Origin of the sequence: Deinococcus indicus, assembly GCF_002198095.1 — a bacterium.
GTDB classification, from domain to species: Bacteria; Deinococcota; Deinococci; order Deinococcales; family Deinococcaceae; genus Deinococcus; species Deinococcus caeni.
The window spans coordinates 179,426-198,735 of sequence record NZ_NHMK01000011.1 but is presented as its reverse complement, the minus strand read 5'-3'; the positions used below and the strand labels follow the sequence as shown (position 1 = coordinate 198,735).

The 19,310-nt window shown below is 69.3% G+C and carries 20 protein-coding genes and 3 tRNA genes; 12 read left to right on the top strand and 11 right to left on the bottom strand.

Annotation, left to right across the window (positions count from 1 at the left end; translation table 11 throughout):
* Positions 1–8 precede the first annotated feature (8 nt).
* Together CBQ26_RS09080 and CBQ26_RS09075 are read left to right on the top strand one after the other, a co-directional pair.
* Complete coding sequence (locus CBQ26_RS09080) at positions 9–329, top strand: collagen-like protein (RefSeq protein WP_088248307.1); 321 nt, start codon at positions 9–11, stop codon at positions 327–329.
* Complete coding sequence (locus tag CBQ26_RS09075) at positions 326–3,259, top strand: hypothetical protein (RefSeq protein WP_088248306.1); 2,934 nt, start codon at positions 326–328, stop codon at positions 3,257–3,259. Before CBQ26_RS09080 ends, CBQ26_RS09075 begins: the two co-directional genes overlap by 4 nt.
* 67 nt (positions 3,260–3,326) lie before the next feature.
* Here CBQ26_RS09075 and CBQ26_RS09070 read toward each other — a convergent pair whose 3' ends face one another.
* On the bottom strand, positions 3,327–4,322 hold the full coding sequence (locus CBQ26_RS09070) for a tyrosine-type recombinase/integrase (protein WP_088248305.1): 996 nt from the start codon (positions 4,320–4,322) through the stop codon (positions 3,327–3,329).
* Positions 4,323–4,440: 118 nt separating this feature from the next.
* On the opposite strand from CBQ26_RS09070, the gene CBQ26_RS09065 reads away from it, so the two are divergent.
* The 6 genes from CBQ26_RS09065 to CBQ26_RS09040 all read left to right on the top strand — a co-directional run bounded on the left by CBQ26_RS09065 (position 4,441) and on the right by CBQ26_RS09040 (position 6,994).
* Positions 4,441–4,836, top strand: a complete 396-nt coding sequence (locus CBQ26_RS09065; RefSeq protein ID WP_088248304.1) for a hypothetical protein — start codon at positions 4,441–4,443, stop codon at positions 4,834–4,836.
* The gene (locus CBQ26_RS09060) at positions 4,829–5,248 is read left to right on the top strand and encodes a hypothetical protein (protein ID WP_088248303.1); all 420 of its coding nucleotides are present in this window, start codon (positions 4,829–4,831) and stop codon (positions 5,246–5,248) included. The genes CBQ26_RS09065 and CBQ26_RS09060 overlap by 8 nt, the downstream gene beginning before the upstream one ends.
* A gap of 68 nt (positions 5,249–5,316) precedes the next feature.
* Positions 5,317–5,889: an N-acetylmuramoyl-L-alanine amidase family protein gene (locus CBQ26_RS09055; protein ID WP_088248302.1), complete on the top strand. Its 573-nt coding sequence runs from the start codon at positions 5,317–5,319 to the stop codon at positions 5,887–5,889.
* A gap of 75 nt (positions 5,890–5,964) precedes the next feature.
* Positions 5,965–6,381 (top strand): hypothetical protein, encoded by a 417-nt coding sequence (locus CBQ26_RS09050; RefSeq protein ID WP_088248301.1) that lies wholly within the window; start codon positions 5,965–5,967, stop codon positions 6,379–6,381.
* On the top strand, positions 6,381–6,773 hold the full coding sequence (locus tag CBQ26_RS09045) for a hypothetical protein (protein WP_088248300.1): 393 nt from the start codon (positions 6,381–6,383) through the stop codon (positions 6,771–6,773). The genes CBQ26_RS09050 and CBQ26_RS09045 overlap by 1 nt, the downstream gene beginning before the upstream one ends.
* Positions 6,770–6,994, top strand: a complete 225-nt coding sequence (locus tag CBQ26_RS09040) for a hypothetical protein (protein WP_088248299.1) — start codon at positions 6,770–6,772, stop codon at positions 6,992–6,994. Before CBQ26_RS09045 ends, CBQ26_RS09040 begins: the two co-directional genes overlap by 4 nt.
* Positions 6,995–7,239: 245 nt before the next feature.
* Here CBQ26_RS09040 and tig read toward each other — a convergent pair whose 3' ends face one another.
* From tig to CBQ26_RS09000, 9 genes are all read right to left on the bottom strand, one after another.
* Positions 7,240–8,538 (bottom strand): trigger factor, encoded by a 1,299-nt coding sequence (gene tig / locus CBQ26_RS09035; protein WP_088248298.1) that lies wholly within the window; start codon positions 8,536–8,538, stop codon positions 7,240–7,242.
* A gap of 219 nt (positions 8,539–8,757) precedes the next feature.
* Positions 8,758–8,843 (bottom strand) — tRNA-Leu (locus CBQ26_RS09030).
* Between the two features lie 60 nt (positions 8,844–8,903).
* Positions 8,904–8,980, bottom strand: a tRNA-His gene (locus tag CBQ26_RS09025).
* Positions 8,981–9,064: 84 nt separating this feature from the next.
* A complete protein-coding gene (locus tag CBQ26_RS09020; protein WP_088248297.1) occupies positions 9,065–9,523 on the bottom strand; it encodes a c-type cytochrome in 459 nt (152 codons plus the stop codon).
* Positions 9,520–11,250, bottom strand: a complete 1,731-nt coding sequence (locus CBQ26_RS09015; protein ID WP_088248296.1) for a b(o/a)3-type cytochrome-c oxidase subunit 1 — start codon at positions 11,248–11,250, stop codon at positions 9,520–9,522. The genes CBQ26_RS09020 and CBQ26_RS09015 overlap by 4 nt, the downstream gene beginning before the upstream one ends.
* Complete coding sequence (locus CBQ26_RS09010; RefSeq protein WP_229844063.1) at positions 11,247–11,822, bottom strand: cytochrome C oxidase subunit II; 576 nt, start codon at positions 11,820–11,822, stop codon at positions 11,247–11,249. The genes CBQ26_RS09015 and CBQ26_RS09010 overlap by 4 nt, the downstream gene beginning before the upstream one ends.
* Positions 11,819–11,947: a hypothetical protein gene (locus CBQ26_RS22815; RefSeq protein ID WP_268248298.1), complete on the bottom strand. Its 129-nt coding sequence runs from the start codon at positions 11,945–11,947 to the stop codon at positions 11,819–11,821. Before CBQ26_RS22815 ends, CBQ26_RS09010 begins: the two co-directional genes overlap by 4 nt.
* Positions 11,944–12,372 carry a CBS domain-containing protein gene (locus tag CBQ26_RS09005; RefSeq protein ID WP_088248295.1) on the bottom strand — a complete coding sequence of 143 codons (429 nt, stop codon included), beginning with the start codon at positions 12,370–12,372 and terminating at the stop codon, positions 11,944–11,946. The genes CBQ26_RS22815 and CBQ26_RS09005 overlap by 4 nt, the downstream gene beginning before the upstream one ends.
* Before the next feature lie 191 nt (positions 12,373–12,563).
* Entirely contained in the window at positions 12,564–13,376 is an 813-nt protein-coding gene (locus tag CBQ26_RS09000; RefSeq protein WP_088248294.1) for an AfsR/SARP family transcriptional regulator, read from the bottom strand.
* 107 nt (positions 13,377–13,483) lie between these two features.
* Here CBQ26_RS09000 and CBQ26_RS08995 point away from each other — a divergent pair, with 107 nt between their 5' ends.
* On the top strand, positions 13,484–14,626 hold the full coding sequence (locus CBQ26_RS08995; RefSeq protein WP_088248293.1) for an acyl-CoA dehydrogenase family protein: 1,143 nt from the start codon (positions 13,484–13,486) through the stop codon (positions 14,624–14,626).
* Here CBQ26_RS08995 and CBQ26_RS08990 read toward each other — a convergent pair whose 3' ends face one another.
* A complete protein-coding gene (locus CBQ26_RS08990) occupies positions 14,627–15,694 on the bottom strand; it encodes an alpha/beta hydrolase (protein WP_088248292.1) in 1,068 nt (355 codons plus the stop codon).
* 307 nt (positions 15,695–16,001) lie between these two features.
* Between CBQ26_RS08990 and lon the strand changes: the two genes are divergently transcribed.
* From lon to CBQ26_RS08975, 3 genes are all read left to right on the top strand, one after another.
* Positions 16,002–18,458: an endopeptidase La gene (lon, locus tag CBQ26_RS08985; protein WP_088248291.1), complete on the top strand. Its 2,457-nt coding sequence runs from the start codon at positions 16,002–16,004 to the stop codon at positions 18,456–18,458.
* A gap of 102 nt (positions 18,459–18,560) precedes the next feature.
* Positions 18,561–19,088, top strand: coding sequence for a YqgE/AlgH family protein (locus CBQ26_RS08980; RefSeq protein WP_088248290.1), 528 nt, complete (start codon positions 18,561–18,563; stop codon positions 19,086–19,088).
* 130 nt (positions 19,089–19,218) lie between these two features.
* Positions 19,219–19,293 (top strand) — tRNA-Asn (locus tag CBQ26_RS08975).
* Positions 19,294–19,310: the final 17 nt, after the last annotated feature.

Below are 19,310 nucleotides of genomic sequence, written 5' to 3'. Positions count from 1 at the left end.
GAGACCCCATGGATGACCTGACCAAGAGCCTGATCCGCGACATCATCCGCGAGGAACTGTCCGCCCAGCTGCCCAGCCTGCTGCGCGAGATCGCGCGCGGCGCCACCGGCCCACAGGGCGACCCCGGACCGACAGGTCCCCAGGGACCCCAGGGAGAACCAGGGGAATCCGGCCCGCCCGGACCCGCGGCGAACCTCGAACCCCTCGAAGTGCAGATGCAGCTCTGGATGGACGCCGCCGAAGCGCGCCTGACCAACTTCGTGAACGCCACCGACACGCGTATCAGCAGCCTGCTGGCCGCCATTCAGATCAAGGGAGGTGCACAGTGAAAGCCAAATTGATCGGCATGAGCGCCTACCAGGGCACCCCCACGTCCGGCACCCTGCGCATCTACCGCGCAGGGCGCTACGAAGACGGCCAGGGGAACGCCGCCGTTCGACTCGAAGAATTCAAGTGGCGGGCCGGCACTGCTGGAGCACGCGGCAGCTGGGGAGACCCGTTCAACCCCGCCGTTGACGCCTACACCGTCGTGAGCGCCGCCGGTGAGCCTGCACCTGTCGAGGGGCTGTTCGAAGAGGTCTTCGTCTACGCCGACGGAAGCGAACGCCGCAGCCTGTACCGCAAGAACCTGATCGCCACGAACCTCGCGGGCACGGAGTTCGACTACACGGAGCCGCAGGGCGTCACGACCTACTCCGGGAGCGAACCGCTGACCTTCCAGGCCGCGCGTGACCTGCTGACCGAAGGAACCACGAAGCTCGCTGAGATGGAACAGGCGCTGGCCGATAACGCGCAGACGCAGGCAGAGATGGGCCTCACTGCCGTACCCAATGAGGCAGCGCTGACCGGGAAAACGGTAGGCGGTTACCGGGTAATCAGCACGAATGAACGTGTGTACTGGAGCGGCACTGCCATCACGGCCCGCGCCCCTCTCGCTGCCGCTGACGCCCTCGCCGCCCGCGTCTACCGCGTCCCCCTCATCCCTGGCGGCACCGCCGCGCAGAACGCCGCGATTGCCAGCGCCGTCCACGCCGCCGCGCCGGACGGGAGCCGCATCGAGTACCCCCGCGACGGGCTCACCTACGACATCGGCTCCGTTGACCACATCCCCGGCAAAACGCTCGTCGTCGACCTCACCGGCACGCGCCTCATCTGGCATTCCGAAGGCCCGCTGGGACGCCCGTTCCTGCACATGGCCGGAACGCAGGGTGCCAGCCTGACCCTGACCGCCTGCACTGAGGGGAGCCGCACCGTGACCCTCGCCACCGCTGGAGATGCTGCTGCGCTCAGCGTGGGCATGTGGGTGCGCCTGGGCGACAAATACACCACCTGGGCGTGGGATAACCCGGACGGCACCGTTCCCGCCGGACGGGCCGGAGTGGGCAGCAGCAGTTACACCGACCGCTACGAGTGGACGCAGATCACGGCCATCAGCGGCGCGACCATTACGCTCGCCAAACCGATTGAGTGGAGTTACAGCGTCACGCCCTACCTGATCCCCTCGCCCACCCCGCTCAACTCCCCGCAGGTGATCGGCGGGGCGGGCACCCTGATCCGTGAGGTTGATCCGGGCGGCGGGGCGCGGGTGGGGCCGCTGGTGGGCACGCAGGCCCCGCACATCATCCACATCGAGCGGGCCGTGACGCCGCGCGTAGAGGGCATCACGCTGGACGGCTGGCAGATGCACGCCGTGTGCATCCACGAGAGCTATGACCCATTTGTGGCACAGATCAACGGCACGCGGCCATTCAGGCCGCAATTTGGCGGCATGGGCTACCTCGTGCGTCTGGACCGCGTGACGCGGGGGCACGTGTGGAAGAGCACGAGCCTGGGCGTGCGCCACCATGTGGATTACGTGCAGTGCTACGACAGTGGCAGCAGCGAAAACACCGCGCAGGACAACGCCAATACCGCCTACCTGCTGCACGGTCTGGGCAGCAAACGCTGCTACAGTACCGACGACGCCGCAACCGGCGTGGTGGGCTGGGGCGCGGGCAACACAGCGTTCTCGGCTGATTACGGGTACAAGATCACCCGGCCCAAATACACCGGCACCGGCCTGCCCTACGTGTTCATTGCGACCGCAGAGGACATGGAGGTCATTGACCCGGAGTTCACGACCTCCCAGCGCGGGGGGCTGATGGCAGACGGCGCACAGCGGCTCATCCTGCGCGGCGGCACCGTGGACACCCGACGCAGCACCGACCAGTTCGGCGGTGCGGGCCTGCTGGTGCGGAACAAATACCTGCTGGCGAGCACGTACCCCCTGCCGCCCGGCGACGTGACTGTCGAGGGCACGAAATTCCTGAACACTGACGGGTACGGCAACGGCATGCTGATCGGCAGCGCGGGCCGCGTGAGTGTCCGCAACGTGGAATTCACGGGCGGGAACTACCAACTGCAACTCAACGACACCGCGCCCAGCGAGGTCGAAGTGATCGGCACGATTCACAAGGGCGGGTACTTCGCGCCGTACTACAGCACCGTTGAACCCACGGGACGGCACCTCGTAGACGGTTTGAAGGAGTTGGGCACGCCCAGCGTCAGCAGCGTCAAAATCGTGCTCAACGCCCGCACGACCATCCGGGGGAGCAGGCTCACGCAGGCGCTCTCCACCCCGAGCGGCATGAGCGTCACGCAGGCGCTGGACGCGGGCGCGGTCATCACAGACAACACCCCCAACACCAACGACCGTATCCCTGCCAATGCATCCTGGCTGGCGCAATTCCTGTCCGGGATTCAGGTCAAACTCGCCGGACTCGTGATGAGCCGAGCGGCGGGCAGCAACACGGATCTGACGTTCCAGATTGACGGATTGGCCCGGTGGATTGTCCGGCACGGGTCGGGCGGCGATCTGGAGATCATGCGGCGCAGCGCAGCGGGCGGCGTGCTGGACAGTCCGATCTACCTGCCGTGGGCGTCCGGGGCCATCGTGCTCAACGCGGCGTGGGATAAACCCATCAACGCGGGTGGCACGCGCCTGTGGACGGACGCGGCTGGGCGTCTGCGGATCAAAAATCTGGCCGCACCCACGTCAGACACAGATGGGCGCGTGGTGGGGCTCAAAAAACTGACGGGCACCACGAGCGGCACCATCGGCACGACGATCACGGTGGCGCACGGGCTGGGCTACGCGCCCACAGACGTGATGGTGAGCAGCAGGGGCGCAGGGGCGGTGTACTACACGGCGGTAGACGCCACGAACGTCACGGTGGCAGCGACGGCAGCGAGTATCCCGTTCGACCTGTACGTCGGCTGATCCCACACATTCAAACTCAGCAAAAACGAGAAACGGGCCGCAGATGCGGCCCGTTATCGGTTCGAACTCAGGACGCCGCAACCACCGCCCCCGCCGCCCCTTCGTCGTCATCCCACGTCGCCAGCGCGTCCGTCAGCTTCCGGTTGTTCAATTTGGCGTACGCCTCGGTCGTGCCCACACTGCTGTGGCGCAGGTGTCTGGCCACCACGAAGATGTCCCCGCACTGGTCCAGCAGCATCGTCGCCGATGCGTGTCGGAGGCCGTGAACCTGCCTCTTGGCGTACTGGACGTCCGCGTGGTGGCACAACGCCCGCAGCACCAGGCGCACCGTCTTCGGGTTCTGCCACGGCAGGACATGTCCGCTCCGGTCCCCGGCCGGCACCTGCTCCAGCGCGGCCGTCAGTGGCTGCGACAGGTGCACGGTCGCCGTCTTTCGCCCTTTCCCCGTGATCACCATGGTTCGCTTCAGGAGGTTGACGTGCTCCCACCGCAGACTGGTCAGCTCCGCCATTCTCAGCGCCCCGTGCGCTCCCAGCAGCACCAGGCGCGTTTCGTCCGGATCGGCGATCGCCAGCAGCGCGTCGATGTCCTCGCGGCTGTACGCCTCCCGCTTGGTCCAGCGTTCCTCGCGGTCCTGCGCCCTGGGGGTGTCGGCGAACGGGTCCGCGTGCAGGACGCCCGCCCAGCGCAGGGCGCGGTACAGCGCACGTGCGGCGCTGCGCCTGGCGTTGATGGTGCCCGGCTTCACCCCGGCCCGCTCGAGCGCCCGGATGTACCCGATCGTCAGGTCGGTGTCGTGCTCGCACAGCCGCTTCCACCCGAGGGGCAACGCGTAGGCGAGGTAGGCGCGGACGCCTGTGGCGTAGGCGCGCATCGTGTGCAGGCTGGTGTGCGCCCCGCCACGCCCGTAGGACAGCAGGTTGTGCATGGTCAGGCTGACCAGGGTGGGCACGTCCCGGCGTTTCAGCGCCTGGCGCACGATCTTCTCGCGCTTCTCTCGCGTCAGGCTGTCCCAGTAGTCATGGGGCATGGACGCCACTGGCGTGGTGCTAGTCTCTTTCATGCTGTACCTCCGACAAGGTGCAGAGGCCCTGGGCGCTGGAACGCCGCGAGGGCCGCTGTTCGTTTAGTCTACCCGATAAGTCTTAGTGAAAAATATGTTCAGGCCGTAGGAGGTCCCCGTGGCCCTTGATCCGACGCTCGACACCTACGCCCTGGCTGTGGTCGCTGCCGCCGGTGTGGTGGCCGCCGGCATGCACGCCACAGCCCTCGCAGGCAGCGGCAAGCCCTGGCCCGCCCGGCGCGTCCTGACCGCCAACCTCATCAGCACCGCCGTCGTGGGCATGGCCGTGGCGGAGGGTGCGCGGCATGTCCCGCTCTCGCTGGACCTTGTGCCGGTCCTCCTGGTCGCCGCGATCGCCGGCCACACCCTCGGGCCGCGTGGCCCCGGCTGGCTGTTCCTGGTGATCCTCTCCGCCATCAAGCGCCTGCCGGGCGTGCCGGACGATCTCCCGCCGCCGCCCACCGACCCACAACCGCCTGAGTTGTCCGGCACCAAGGAGCCCGCCGATGCTTGAACTTGCCCAGGCTTGGAACGCCGCCTACAACGGCCCCATCATCACGGACCCCGTGCTGGGGTACATCGTCACCAGCGTCCTGCGCGTCCTGCTGGCGTGGTCCGCCCTCGTCATGCTGGCCGCCCTGCAACGGTACCTGCGCGTGGCCTTCCCCCCGCCCCACACGCCCAGCAACGTCGCGTACTGGCTGCGCTGGTGGCTGTGGCTGCGCCTGCGGGAGTTCCCGGACCTGAAGGTCGGTGCGGCCCTCAGTGCTCTGCTCCTGGTGCTGCAAGTCCCCGCCGGTGTGGGCGGCGCCCTGGCCGGCGCGTCACCGTATCTCCTCCTGGTGTACCCGGCGTTCACAGTGCTGCTGATCGGTCTCGCCCGCTTCGTGAATACTCTTACCACGCGTCTTCGCCCCCTTTCCTAATCCACTCACTACCCCACGCACCCGCGCCGCAGGCCGGGTGCGTTTTTCACGCCCTGGAGGCCCCCGAGATGACGAAGTACCGCGAAAAGATCATCGTGCTGGACCCTGGCCACGGCAGTACGCGTGGCGTGCTGGGCTACGACCCTGGCTGCGTACACGGCGACCGCACCGAAGCGGACGCCAACCTCGAAATGGCCGTCACGCTGAAGTTCCTGCTGGTAGGGCGCGGATTCCGCGTGGTCCTCACCCATGACGGGAACGACGGACCCAAGCCGGATCTCTCCTGGCGTACGCGCATGGCCGCCGGGCTAGGCGCGGCTGCGCTGATCAGCCTGCACTGGGACATGGTCTTCAAGCCGTCCCGTCACCGCAGCGGCGTCTATCACGCCCCTGGTGAGCCCAGTCGGCGCCTCGCGCAGCTCATCGCGCCCACCCTCAAGCAGGGCGCGGCCAGCTGGTGCGAACCCAGCAGCCACAGCCGGTTCAAGGGCCTGTACATCGACGCGTTCCCGGACAGTCGACCCGCCGTGATGATCGAGTTCGACAGCCTCATGCACGCGCCCCCCACGGGTACCGCCGGGAAGGCCGCCCGCATCGCCATGCTCACGCCAATCGCTGACGCGATCGCCCGCGCCCTGTAGGTCCGCCCGCGCTCCGGCGCGTTCCAATCCGCCCAGGCCCACCACGGTGGGCCGTTCCCGTCTCTGGAGAACACGATGAAAAAGCAGCTTCTGACCCTTCTGACCGGCACCCTCGCCCTCGGGGCCGCCACTTCCACCCAGACCGCCGCGCTGGACGCCTGGGCTGATCACTACCTGCCGGATCTGCTGCGCCAGGGACAGGCCATCCTGCGCGGCAACGTCACCTACGACAGCCTGGGCAAGCTCGCGGAGTCCGCCGTGAAGGCCGCTCAGGAGCTTCAGGGAATCTTCGCGGGCACCAGCCGCGCCAAGATCGCCCAGGCAGTGTTCGTGGTGGCCGCCCGCGCCGCCCTGCCGGACGGGATCGAACGCTGGGTGCTGCCCTTCCTGGAAGGTGAGGCGCTGGCCGCCCTGATCGAGTCCGCGTTCCTGCGCGTGTTCCCGGCCCCCGTCGTGGATGCTGACGACGTGGCGCCCGGCGGTGTGCAGTGATGCGGCGCGCTCTCGCGCTGGCGTGCCTGCTGACGCTGGCCGCGTGCGCACCAGCGGCCGTTCCGAGCGTGGGAGGTGGCGCGGTGGCCGTTGTGGATCCCAGCGACGGCGGCCGCGCGTTCCTGTCCGCCACGTGGGGCGAGTACTCCAAGGTGGCGTTCTACGCGGGCAGCCTGGACGCCTACGACCTGGTGCTGCGCGTGAGCGGCGACGGCCTGCGCATCAACACGCCGGAGTACTGCCGCGTCGACGTGCGGGACATCCTCTGCACCGTGCCCCAGCTGCCCGCAGGCCGAAACTTCGTGCTTCCCATGCGCGGCAGCCGCCTGAGCGCCGTCGCCACGTACAAGCGCGCCAGCGGCAGCACGCACCGTGCGCAGGTGCGCCAGTGACAGCACCAAGCGTCGGCCGGATCGTGCATTACGTGGCGTACGGCACCCCAGGCGGCGAGTACAAGCCAGAGCATCGGGCGGCCATCATCACCCAGGTGGGAGAGGGCGGCGCGGTCGGACTCTGCGTCCTCAACCCCACAGGGCAGTTCTTCAACACAGCGGTGCAGGAAGATCAGAGTGGCCAGAAGCCGGGCACCTGGCACTGGCCTGAGCGCGAATAGGCACGGACAACTTGCGCCGAAGGCAGACGCCCCCGCAGATTTGCGGGGGCGTTATAGACTCTCGAAACCGAAGATCAGAGCAGTTGCTCACCGGAGTGTATGAAAAGAATTATCTGTCAATCTGGAAAGAAATACGTGTCAACGGCAGTGACACTTAATTTGTTCGAACTTTGACAGTTAATTTTTCGCGTGACAAAAAGGGGGGAGCGCCCCGCAGGACACTCCCCCTCCTTCCGGACGCCGGTTTACTCGGCGGCTTCCGCGCTGCTCTCTTCGGTGCTGGCCTCTTCGGCGGCGGCTTCGGTCTGACCGCCCGCCAGCTGCGCAATGGCCTGCTGCAGCGCCTTCTCGCGCGTCAGGCTGATGTAGTACGAGTTGATGCCGTTCGGCCCGAGCTGCTTGCTCAGGTCGGCGGGGCTCAGGCCGTTCGCCTGCGCCAGGGCCGTCATGGTCTGGTTGAACTCGGCGTCGCTGACCTGAACGTTCAGGTCCTCGGCCAGTTTCTCCAGGGCCAGGTCACGCTTCACGCGGGTCTCGGCGTTCTTGCCGAGGTCCGCCATGAACTCGTCGAGCTTGCCCTGCTCCTTCATGAAGGCCTCGTACTCGCCCCACTTGACGCCCTGGCGGCCCAGGTCGTCCTGGATCTCGGCCTGCATCGCCTCACGGCGGCGGTCCAGCAACGCCTGGGGAATGTCGGCCGTCATGCCGGCGACGAGGTGATCGATGAACTCCTCGCGGCGGGCGGCCTCGCCTTCCTGGGTGGCGCGGCGCTCCAGCTCGGCCTTCAGGTCGGTGCGCAGGCGCTCCAGGGACTCGAAGTTCAGGCTCTTGGCGAACTCGTCGTCCAGTTCCTGCAGCTTCTTGGTCTTCACGTCCACGATCTTCACCGTGACGGTGTGCTCGGCGTGCTCGTGGTCGCCGTGCTGGTGGGCGGGCACGGTGATCTCGACGGTGTCACCCTTGTTCTTGCCCAGCAGCGCGTCGCGCACGTGCGCCTCGGCGACGTCCAGGTACACGGGGTACGTGCCGCCGTCCTCGCCCTGCTCCTCGATGGTCACCTGATCGCTGGCCTCGATGGCGCGGTCGGCGTCGTCGAAGGTCGCGTTGCGTTCCTGCAGGTCGCTCAGGGTGCGGTCCAGCACCTCGTCGGTGATCTCGGGCGCGGCGGCGCTGAGGCTCAGGCCGCTCCAGTCCGCGAGGGTCACTTCGGGGTAGGTCTCGCCCTTGACGGTGAACTCGAAGGCCTGGCCGCTCTTGAGGGGCTGGGGGTCGATGTTGGCGTCCACGAGGCTGAGCTTCAGTTCGCGGGCAGCCTGGGAGTAGTGGGTTTCCAGCAGGCGGTCACGCACTTCCTGCTCGACGTAACCCTTCCCGACGCGGCCCTCGATGACCTTGCGGGGCGCCTTGCCGGGGCGGAACCCGGGGACGCGCACGTCGCGCGCCAGTCCGGCCCACACCTGGTCGTATGCGCGGTTCACTTCGGCGGCCGGCACCGACACCTTGAATTCCACCTTGTTGCCTTCTCTGCTGATCAGCTCTGCCATTGGGTCTCCCGTCTGCGTGTCCGGACCTGCGCCCCACAGTGGGGCGGCGGTCAGGGACGCGTTCCTCTGTTGATTCTGCCGTGCCGCTCGCGTCCCCACCGGGGGCGCGCGACATGCCGCCAAGCATCATAGTGCATTTGGCCCGCAGTGGGCCGCGCCTGCCCCGCTGCAAGTGACGGCCGGCTCCCCCCCGTCAGGGAAGAAGCCGGCCGCCTTGTGTGGTGCGAGGAAAGGGACTTGAACCCTCACTCCCTACGGGAACCAGATCCTAAGTCTGGTGCGTCTACCAGTTCCGCCATCCCCGCGCACCGCCGTGCAAAAAAAGAGTTCCGGCCCGCTGCATCGCTGCTGTGGGCCGGAAGGTGTGGGGTGGATTAGGGGACTTGAACCCCCGGCCTCCGCTTCCACAGAGCGGCGCTCTAACCAACTGAGCTAAACCCACCGTATCTCTGCCCACGTCCTGTCAGGCCCACACAGCTTAAGGGCGCGGGGGCGGCCTGTCAATCCCGCCCCCGCGCCGCGCTGCTCAGGGCAGGGTCTTCAGGTAGGCGTGCAGGGCGTCCAGTTGCGCCTGGGTGGGGGCCGAGCCGTCCAGGCCCACGGCCGCGAAGCGGGGCATCACGGCGCCCAGCTGGCGGCCGTCGGGGGTCCGGCCCTCCAGAACGGCCCGCGTGAAGTCGGCGCCGCGCCAGCCGGCCGAGGCGCGCAGGGCCGGGCCGAGGGCGCCGGCGGCGTCCGGGCCGTGACAGCCGGCGCAACTGGCGGCGTACAGGGCGCGCCCGTCCGGTGGGCTGCCGGCGGCGGCCGTGACGACCGCGCCTCCGCCGGTGCCGGCCAGCCGACCTCCGGTCTGGTACGCGGCGGTGCCGAGGGCGGCGGCCATCGCCAGGACGGCGGCGAAGGCCGCGACCTGCCGGCGGGTGAACCAGCGGTCCTCGGGAGCGGGCCTGGGACCGGCCGGGGGGCCGGGGTGGGCGCCGCTCACCAGAGCCTCTGGCCGGGAATGAACTGGTAGTTTGCGAGCATGGGGGCGATCACCGGGCCGTACACCAGAATCACCAGCACCAGCGCGGCGAAGGTCAGGGCCAGCAGCGGTTCGGTGCGGCGCACCAGCAGGCTGGCCTCCCGCAGGGTCGGCCCGGCGGGACTGATGGCCTCGCTGGTGGGGATGGGGGTGCTTTCCGGGTCGTCCTGGCGCGGCGAGAGCAGCGTGCGGATCAGGACGGTGTAGAAGAGGATGGCCGCGACGAACAGCACCCCGCCGCTGAGGGCGGTCAGGAGTTTCGGCAGGGCGATGTTCATGCCGTCGTACGCCGCCTGCTGCGCCGAGGCGCTCACCTGCGCGCGCCGGGGCACGCCGGCCAGTCCCTGCCAGTGCATGCCGAGCGCGAACAGCATCATGCCGCCGAACCACCACCACACCGACGCCAGCGCCAGCCGCGGGGAGAACAGGCGCTTGCCGGTCAGGTGCGGCACCAGCCAGAACATCACGCCCATGAAGGTCAGGGTGGTCGCGGTGCCCACCGTGATGTGAAAGTGACCGGGAATCCAGGCGGTGTTGTGCACGACCGGCGCGAAGGCCATGGAGGCGTTCACGATGCCGCCCGCCCCGCCGAAGATGAACGACACCATGGCGAGCACCTGCGCGGTCATGCCGGCGTTCCTCCACGGCAGGCGGCGCACCCAGCCGATCAGGCCCCGGCCTCCCTGGGCGCGGGCGGCGTCCTCGAGGGACGCGGCGGCACTGAAGGCGGTCAGGAGGCTGGGCACGGCCACCAGGAACGTCAGGAACATGTGGATGACCTTCCAGCTGTTCTGCACGTTCGGGTCGGCGTACTGGTGGTGCAGGCCCACGGGCACGCTGAACACCAGGAACATCGCGAAGGCCAGCCGCGTCAGGCCCTCGCTGGCCATGCGGCCGCCCGCCTGCCGGGGCAGGAACGCGTACCACGAGATGTACGCCGGCAGCAGCCAGAAGTACACGATGGGATGCCCGGTCCACCAGAACAGCGTGCGGGCCAGCAGCGGGTCCACGCCGCGCGTCAGGCCCAGCGACCAGGGAATCAGCATGAACACGACCTCGGCGACCAGTCCCAGCGCCGCCACGATCCACATCAGCCACGTGGCGACGCTCATGTACGTCACGACCGGCGTCACGCGGCCCGGATGGGCGCGTTTCCAGGCCAGCCACAGCCACACGACCTGCCCGGCGACCAGCAGGCTCGCGGCGACCATGACGGCCGCGCCGATGTAGAACACGGGGCTGCCCTCCAGCGGCGGGTAGAAGGTGTACAGCACGGTCGCGTCGTTCATCAGGAGTGGGACGGCGGCCGTGAGCAGTCCGGCGGTCATGGTCAGGTACGTGAACCACGCAAAGCGCATGTTGGGCCGCACGTTCAGGTCGCGGGCCGGCAGGTACAGCATCCAGCCGCTGATGAAGAACTGCGTGAACACCAGCGCGTTCAGGACGCCGTGCAGCGTCAGGCCCTGGTAGTAGGACCTGATCAGCACCTTCAGCAGGGGGTAGTCGTACACGTTGATGCCGCCGTAGTTCAGGGCCTGCAGCGGCCCCAGCAGCACGCCGATCATCAGGGCCAGGAAGGCCGTGACCGCGTAGTACTGCGTCAGTTTCTTCAGGCTGGTCAGGGTGGCGCTGTCCAGGCCGGGCAGCGCCGGGCTGGAGGCCGGTCGGGATGGAAGGGCGGTGGTCACGGAGTCTCCCTGGGCGCTTCGACGATGAAGCGGGTGATCATGTTGTGATGCCCGGCGCCGCAGTACTCGTTGCAGATGACGTGCTGCTCGCCGGGATGGCGGAAGGTGACGGTCAGCGAGGCGACGTGGCCGGGCAGGATCTCCACGTTCACGTTCGTGCCGGTCACCTGGAAGCCGTGCACGACGTCGGTGGCGGTCACGTGCAGCGTGACGGGCACGCCCGCCGGGACGCGCAGCGCCGCCGGCTGGAACGTGAAGCCCCCGGCCACGAGGTAGGCGTCCAGGGTGCCCCGGTCGTTCAGGACCGGCTGCCCGGCGCGGTCCACCACCAGACCCGGCTTCGCGAAGGGCGTGGCGGCCAGTCGCGCGGGGTCCACGCGGCCCTTCACGATCGGCCCTTCGTGCGCGTGGCCGGTCCCGGCGCCCAGGAGCGGGTACGTGCCGCTGATCAGGCTGGCGATCACGCCTGCGAACAGCAGGACCGTCATGACGACCGCGACGCCCAGCCACGCCGTCTCGTAGCGTTCCAGGGTGTGGTGGTCCAGGCGGGGGGCGGGGTCGGCGCCGCTCACGCGCGCCCCTGCAACACGCCCAGCACCAGCATCCACAGGCCCAGGACGCTCAGCAGCAGCGTGAGGATCACGACCAGCGTGCCGCGCGGGGCGGCGCCGCGCTCCTCGGGGGGCGGGGCGCTCACCGCGCGCCCTCCGGAGCGGCGGCCAGCGCGGCGGCCGGGCTGGTCGCCGCGTAGTCCCGCAGGACGTCGCTGACGGTCACGACGCCCACCACGCGCCCCGTCACGTCGACCACCGGGAGAGCGCCCACTCGGTGCCGGAGCATGGTGTACGCCGCGTCGCGGGCGTCCGCTTCGGGGGTGGTGGTCAGGACCGAGCGGCGCATCACGTCGGCGACCGTCACGGCGGCCAGACGCGTGGTGGCCTCCCAGGGCGACAGGCTGGACACGCGGCTGGGCATCGCCTCGCGCAGATCGCGGTCGGTGACGATGCCGGCCAGCGTGTCGCCCGCCAGGACCGGCAGGCGCCGCACGCCCCGCGAGCGCATCAGGTGCGCGGCGTCCAGCAGCGACAGGGAAGGAACGGCCGTGATCACGGGGGTACTCATCAGATCAAGAACTCTCACTCGGAAACCTCCATGCCTGGAGGGTCCGGTGAGGGCATTACCGACCCGTTACCGGCGCATGACCGGCGCGCGATACGGATTCTGTCCGTCGCGCTGTTCCTCTGCCTGCCGTTTCTCTGCCTGCTGTTCCCATGCGGCGCCGCTGGCCGGGTTGCGTCCGCCCGGCAGCCGTATCAGTCTCGGGCGCCGGCCGGGCGGAACGGGGCGTCCACGCAGGGCAGCTCGCCGCCCTTCAGGCGCTCGGCGAGGGCCACGGTGTCCGCCATGGGCGTGTCGCCGATCTCGCTGGCCAGGAACGCCCGGTACCGCCGGTAGTGTTCGGTCGCGGCGTAACGGTCCCTGGTCATGGCGAGGCAGGCCATCAGCCGCTGGTGGTGGTCCTCGCCGATCAGGGGGTCGGCCGCGGCGGCCCGCACGAGTTCCTGCGCGGCCAGTGGGCACTCGTGCGCGTCGCAGTGCAGCCGCGCCAGGGTCAGGTGGGCCTCCACGACGGCCGCGCGGTGCGCCTGCCTCGCCTCCTGCACCCACTCGCCGTTCAGGTGCGGCAGGTACTCGCCGTCCGCGCTGGCCAGGGCGCGGCGCAGCAGTTCCTCGCGCTCACGCGGGGGGCCGGCCTGCCGCGCGCCGCGCAGCGCGTCGTGCAGGGTGGCGGTGTCGCTGGCGGCCAGCAGGTCCGGGTGCAGCGCGTAACGGCCGCCGCTCTCGGTGACGGCGTCCGCGCGGCCCAGCGCGTGCCGCAGGCGGTGCAGCGTCACCCGGAAACGGTTCAGGGCGGCGGGCGTGTCCTCCAGGTCCCACAGGTCGCGCAGCAGGTCGTGGCGGTAGCGGCCGTCCGGGTGGGCGTGCAGGTACCACAGCAGCTCGGCGGCGCTGCGGGCGGTCCACACGACGGCCGCGCCGTTCACGAGCACTTCCGCCTGCCCCAGCGTACGCAGCAGCCAGGTGGGTGCGGGAACAGGATCGGCGTGGGACTCGGGCGCGCTCATACGACCTCCGGGGCAGAAATAGACTGTAAGTATTCTGACAGGTTCCGGCGCTCCGGCCTGTGATCTGCGCCGCACCCCACCCGCCCGGAGCGGTAGTGTGGGAGCACATGAATTTCAATCTGCCAGAGGACCTGCGCGAGGTGCAGGCGACCGTCCGTGATTTCATGCTGTCGCGCGTGGAACCCCGCGCGCACGAGATCGAGGAGAGCAACAGCGTGCCCCCGGAACTGCTGCGCGAGGCGGCCTCCCTGGGCCTGTTCGGCCTGAGCATCCCCGAGGAGTACGGCGGGGTGGGCCTGGGCGCCCTGGGCCGCTGCGCCGCGTACGAGGCGCTCGGCATGGGCCACATGGGCTTCGGCGGCGTGATCAGCGCGCACGCCAGCATCGGCACCAGCGGCCTCGTGAAACTGGGCACCCCTGAGCAGAAGGCCCGCTTCCTGCCGCGCATGGCGACCGGCGAGTGCGTCGCGGGCTTCGCCATCACGGAACCCAGTTCGGGCAGCGACGCCGCGAACATCCGCACCCGCGCCGAGAAACGCGGCGACGTGTACGTCCTGAACGGCACCAAGCACTACATCAGCAACGCGCCCATCGCGGGCCTGCTGACCGTCATCGCCGTCACCGACCCCGCCCAGGGCACCAGGGGCATGAGCGCCTTCCTGGTCGAACCGCAGACCACGCCCGGCGTGAGCATCGGCAAGATCGACGAGAAGATGGGCCAGAAGGGCGCCCTGAGCGCCGAGGTCATCTTCCAGGACGCCGAGATCCCGGCCGCGAACCTGCTGGGCCCCGAACACCTGGGCTACCGCGAGGCGCTGGGCATCCTCACGAACGGCCGCGTCGGCATCGCCGCGCGCAGCACCGGCGCCATGCAGCGCCTGCTGGACCTCTCGGTGGCGCACGCCAAGGCCCGCGAGCAGTTCGGGAAGCCCATCGCGCAGTTCCAGGCCGTGCAGTTCATGCTGGCCGAGATGGAAATCGCCGTGCAGACCAGCCGCGTGCTGTGGCAGAAAGTCGCGTGGATGGTCGACGAGGGCCAGGACGTGCGCCGCATGGCCAGTGTCGCCAAGTACCACGCCACCGAGGCGCTCTCGCAGGTGGCCGACCGGGCCGTGCAGGTCGCGGGCGGCATGGGCTACATGAAAGACAGCCCCGTCGAACGCTACTACCGCGACCAGCGCCTGCTGCGCATCTACGAGGGCACCAGCGAGATCCAGAAGATCATCATCGCGGGCGACCTGCTGCGCTGATCAGCCCCCTCGCCACCAGCGCAGGAAGGCGGGCAGGCGTTCGCGCCACGCAGGTTCGTCGTGCCAGTGGCCTGCGCCGACGCTGAAGCGCGCCTCGCGGACCTGCGGGGCGAGCTGTGCGGTGAGGTCGCGGGTGCAGGTCACGAGGTCCCGTGAGGCGGTCAGGGTGCCCCCCTCGTGGTCGCCCATGTCCACCCACACGCGCGCGTGCGGGTCACCGCGCCCGGTCATCCAGCGCAGGAAGGCGTGATCGGCGGGCCACACGGCGGGACTGAACACGCCCAGCGTGCCGTACGTGCCGGGGTCGCGCAGGCCGGCGTAGGCGGTGATCAGGCCGCCGAAACTGGAGCCGGCCAGCGCGGTGTCCTGCGCGGGCACGGGGCCGAAGCGGGCGTGCAGGTGCGGCAGCAGGGTGCCTTTGAGCCAGTCGGCGTACTCGTCCGCGCCGCTGTCATGGCCGTTCAGTTCGAAGGGGAACGGCACGTAGCGGCGGTTGCGGCCGTGGTTCACGGGCAGCGCGGCGATGCGCACCGGGTGGCCGGCGTCTGCGAGGGCCTGCGCGGCCCCGGCGGCGTCCCAGCTCTCCCCGGCGAAGGTGGGGGCCTCGTCGAAGGCGTTCTGGCCGTCGTGCAGGATCAGCAGCGGCAGTGGGCCGTCGTGCCCGGCGGGCCACCACAGGCGCACGGGTTGTTCTCCCCAGGGGGCCTCCAGCGCGGTTTCCTCGCGCGGTGGGGCGCTGCGGGCGGGGCGGCCACGGCCCTCGCTGGCGTCCTGCCACCCGGCGACGTGCAGGTCGAGGATGGCGTCGCCGGTCACGACGTGCCGGTGGGGGGCGGCGCGGCCTCCCCAGGGGTCGCCTTCCTCGGTGACGGTGCCGTCCGGGTGGCGGGCGCGGACCTTGACGCTCAGCAGGGTGCCGTGCGGGTGTTCGCTGGTCAGTTCTCCGGCGGAGTCGAAGATCCAGCCGGCGGGGTCGCTGCTCCAGGCGCGGTGGTCGCCGGTCAGGAACAGCGCGCAGCCGGTGGGGAGGGGCGGACGGTGGGATATGCGCCAGCGCAGGCGTGCCATGGAGCGCAGCATAACGGCACCCGGCGCGTGGGCCCCGTCCGCGCGGGTGGGGTGCCTCCCGGTGTGTCCGGTGGCCGGAGGGGGGGCGCCTGTGTGAACGCCTCGTCAGGTTCCCGTGAGGGTTGTGTCAGGCTTGCGGGCGTAGGATTTCAGCGTGAAGCACAGGGAATAGGCCGTTCGGCGGAGGGGCGCGGCGCGCTTGCCGCAACCCCCCTAACTTGATATAGTGGCACTCAAGTTTCTTGGTATCGAGCAAGCCAGGAACCCCGCATCTCAGCCAGACCCGACCGGGCCAAAGGAGTTCCGCATGCCCACCGAAACCCACACCCTGCCCAGCAACGTCCCCGTCTGCCCCGTCCGTGGCAGCGTCATCTACCCCACCATGGTCCAGCACATTGACGCCAGCCGCGCCATCTCCATCGGCGCGATCGAGGCGGCCATGGCCAGCGACAAGGTCATCCTGATCGTCTCGCAGAAGGACAAGGACATCGACGATCCCAAGGGCAGCGACCTGTACGACGTCGGCACCGCCTGCAACGTCCTGCGTGTCCGCAAGAACCCGGACGGCACCGTGCAGATGCTCGTGTCCGCCGTGGCCCGCGTGCGCGCCAGCAACTACACGCGCGGCGACCACCTGAGCGCCGACATCACGCTGCTGACCCCCGAACAGGGTGACCCGGTCGAACTGCAGGCCCTGAGCCGCGAACTGCGCGACCGCTTCGACACCATCGCCTCGGGCGGCAAGATCACGGCCGAGAACGTGCAGAGCATCGGCAACAAGGAAGACATCGGCGAGATGGCCGACCACATCGCCTTCAACCTGGACTTCAAGCTGGAGGACAAGCAGGCGCTGCTGGAACTGCCCAGCCTGACCGCCCGCATCCGCAAACTGCTGACCCTGCTCGACACCGAGAAGGAAGTGCAGGAAGTGCAGGCCAAGATCCGCGCGCAGGTGAAAGAAGAGATCGACAAGAACCAGCGCGAGTACTACCTGCGCGAGCAGATGAAGGTCATCCAGAAGGAACTCCAGGGCGGCGAGGACGGCGAGGACGGCGACGAGGCCGAACAGTTCCGCGCCAAGATCGAGGCGCTGAACCTGAAGGCCGAGGTCAAGAAGGAAATCGACCGCGAGGTCAACCGACTGGCCCGCATGCACCCCGACGCCGCCGAGGCCAGCGTGATCCGCACCTACCTGACCTGGATCACCGAACTGCCCTGGAACGACCGCAGCGAGGACCAGCTGGACGTGGCCGCCGCCGCCGCCATCCTGGACGACGACCACTACGGCCTGGAAAAGGTCAAGGACCGCGTGCTGGAATTCCTGGCGGTGCGCCGCCTGCGCAAGGAACGCGCCGCGCGCGGCGAACTGAGCGCCGAGGACGTCAACAAGGGACCCATCCTGGTGTTCACCGGCCCTCCCGGCGTCGGCAAGACCTCCATCGCGCAGAGCATCGCCAAGGCGCTGGGCCGCAAGTACGTGCGCATCGCCCTGGGCGGCGCGCGTGACGAGAGCGACATCCGCGGTCACCGCCGCACGTACATCGGCGCGATGCCCGGCCGCCTGATCCAGGGCATCCGCACCGCCGGCACCAAGAACCCCGTGATCCTGCTCGACGAGGTCGACAAGCTCGGCAGTGGCTACCAGGGCGACCCCAGCGCCGCACTGCTGGAAGTGCTGGACCCCGCGCAGAACCAGCACTTCACCGACCACTACATGGGCGTGCCCTTCGACCTGAGCGAGGTCATGTTCATCGCCACCGCCAACTACCCCGAGCAGATCCCCCCGGCCCTGATGGACCGCATGGAAGTCATCGACTTCTCCAGCTACATCGAGCAGGAGAAACTGGAGATCGCCAAACGCTACCTGCTGCCCCGCCAGCTGACCCAGAACGGCCTGAAAGCCAACCAGATCGCGTTCACGGACGCCGCACTGGAGAAACTGATCAGCCACTACACCCGCGAAGCCGGCGTGCGCAACCTGGAACGCGAGATCGGCACGGTCGCCCGCAAGGTCGCCCGCCGCATCGCCACCGGCGAGGTCAAACGCGTGAAGGTCACCGACAAGGAACTCGACCGGTACCTGGGGCAGGCCCGCCACACCCCGGAAACCGAGGGCAAGGAGGACACCGTGGGCGTCAGCACCGGCATGTTCTACACCCCGGTCGGCGGCGACATCCTGTTCGTGGAGACCAGCATCAGCCCCGGCAAGGGTCTGGTCCTGACCGGGCAGCTCGGTGACGTGATGAAGGAATCGGCCCGCGCCGCCCTGACGTACATCAAGGCGAACGCCGAACGCTTCCACATCGACAAGGCCCGCATCGACGACAGCGAGATCCACATTCACGTCCCGGCCGGCGCGATCCCCAAGGAAGGCCCCAGCGCCGGGGGCGCCATGGTCACCAGCCTCATCAGCGCCCTGACCGGCATTCCCGCCCGCCACGACGTCGCCATGACCGGCGAGATGACCCTGACCGGCCGCTACCTGCCCATCGGCGGCCTGAAAGAGAAGGTGCTGGGTGCCCGCCGCGCCGGCATCAAGCACATCATCATGCCCAGGGCGAACGAGAGCGACCTGCGCGACATCCCGGTGCACCTGCGCAGCAGCATGCGCTTCCACCCCTGCGAGACGGTCGATCAGGTGCTCGACGTGGCCCTCGTGGGCGGCCTGAAGGCCCTCGAAACGCCCCGCGACGGCAGCGCTCCCACCGCGCCCGCACCGGCCAAGCGCAAGAGCGCCCGCCGCAGCCCTGACGCCCGCGCCTGACCCTCCGCATCCCCTCCCCTGCCCCCACCCGCCCTCCCCGGCGCGGTGGGGGTTGTCCTGTTCCGGGCGGCGCCCCGGCACCGCGCGGTATCCTGCCGGGTGATGAGCGGTCCACTGACTTTTCTCGTGGCGAGCCCGCACCTGCGCGGCGGGATCTTCGAACAGGCCGTGATCCTGCTGCTGGAACACGACACGAAAGGCGCGATGGGACTGATCGTGAACGCCCCCATGACCCAGAGTGTCACTGACCTGCTGCCCGACACGCCGGGACAGCCCGACCCTGCCTGGCTGGGCGGCCCGGTGGACCCGACGCTGGGGTGGTGCCTGTACCCGCAACCCGTAGGCCTGGACGGCGAGATGCGCCTGACGCCGGACCTGAACGTCTCCAGCAGCCTGGACGTGCTGCGGGCTGTGATGGCGTCGGGGCAGCGGTTCATGCTGGTGCTCGGGTACGCCGGGTGGGGCGCGGGCCAGCTGACCGAGGAAGCCCGCGAGGGCAGCTGGGTGTGGGTGGAGCAGGACACCCCGGCGCTGCTGTGGGACGTGCCCGCCGGGGAACGCTGGCAGGCGGCACTGGACCGGCTGGGCGTGACGCCGGACACCATCATGCCGGGCGGCGCGCAGGCCTGAACGGCAGCCAGTGGCGCCCCCGCCGCGCCGGGTGTCTGGACAGGTGCGGGCCACTCGCCCGGAGGACTTGCGCGGCATGGGGGTGCGTGCTACTATCCCTCTCGCGCCGGAAACGGCCCGCCACAGGTATTCGGCAGTAGCTCAGTGGCAGAGCATCCGACTGTTAATCGGACGGTCGTTGGTTCGACCCCAACCTGCCGAGCCAGACAGAACCCCCACTCC

Excerpts from the sequence above, each read along its gene's own strand:
- CBQ26_RS09050 (WP_088248301.1), top strand. The coding sequence starts at position 5,965 with ATGAAAAAGCAGCTTCTGACCCTTCTGACCGGCACCCTCGCCCTCGGG.
- CBQ26_RS09055 (WP_088248302.1), top strand. The coding sequence starts at position 5,317 with ATGACGAAGTACCGCGAAAAGATCATCGTGCTGGACCCTGGCCACGGC.
- CBQ26_RS09005 (WP_088248295.1), bottom strand. The coding sequence starts at position 12,372 with ATGAGTACCCCCGTGATCACGGCCGTTCCTTCCCTGTCGCTGCTGGAC.
- CBQ26_RS09070 (WP_088248305.1), bottom strand. The coding sequence starts at position 4,322 with ATGAAAGAGACTAGCACCACGCCAGTGGCGTCCATGCCCCATGACTAC.
- CBQ26_RS08990 (WP_088248292.1), bottom strand. The coding sequence starts at position 15,694 with ATGGCACGCCTGCGCTGGCGCATATCCCACCGTCCGCCCCTCCCCACC.
- CBQ26_RS09045 (WP_088248300.1), top strand. The coding sequence starts at position 6,381 with ATGCGGCGCGCTCTCGCGCTGGCGTGCCTGCTGACGCTGGCCGCGTGC.
- lon (WP_088248291.1), top strand. The coding sequence starts at position 16,002 with ATGCCCACCGAAACCCACACCCTGCCCAGCAACGTCCCCGTCTGCCCC.
- CBQ26_RS09000 (WP_088248294.1), bottom strand. The coding sequence starts at position 13,376 with ATGAGCGCGCCCGAGTCCCACGCCGATCCTGTTCCCGCACCCACCTGG.
- CBQ26_RS09060 (WP_088248303.1), top strand. The coding sequence starts at position 4,829 with ATGCTTGAACTTGCCCAGGCTTGGAACGCCGCCTACAACGGCCCCATC.
- CBQ26_RS08995 (WP_088248293.1), top strand. The coding sequence starts at position 13,484 with ATGAATTTCAATCTGCCAGAGGACCTGCGCGAGGTGCAGGCGACCGTC.
- CBQ26_RS08980 (WP_088248290.1), top strand. The coding sequence starts at position 18,561 with ATGAGCGGTCCACTGACTTTTCTCGTGGCGAGCCCGCACCTGCGCGGC.
- tig (WP_088248298.1), bottom strand. The coding sequence starts at position 8,538 with ATGGCAGAGCTGATCAGCAGAGAAGGCAACAAGGTGGAATTCAAGGTG.
- CBQ26_RS09080 (WP_088248307.1), top strand. The coding sequence starts at position 9 with ATGGATGACCTGACCAAGAGCCTGATCCGCGACATCATCCGCGAGGAA.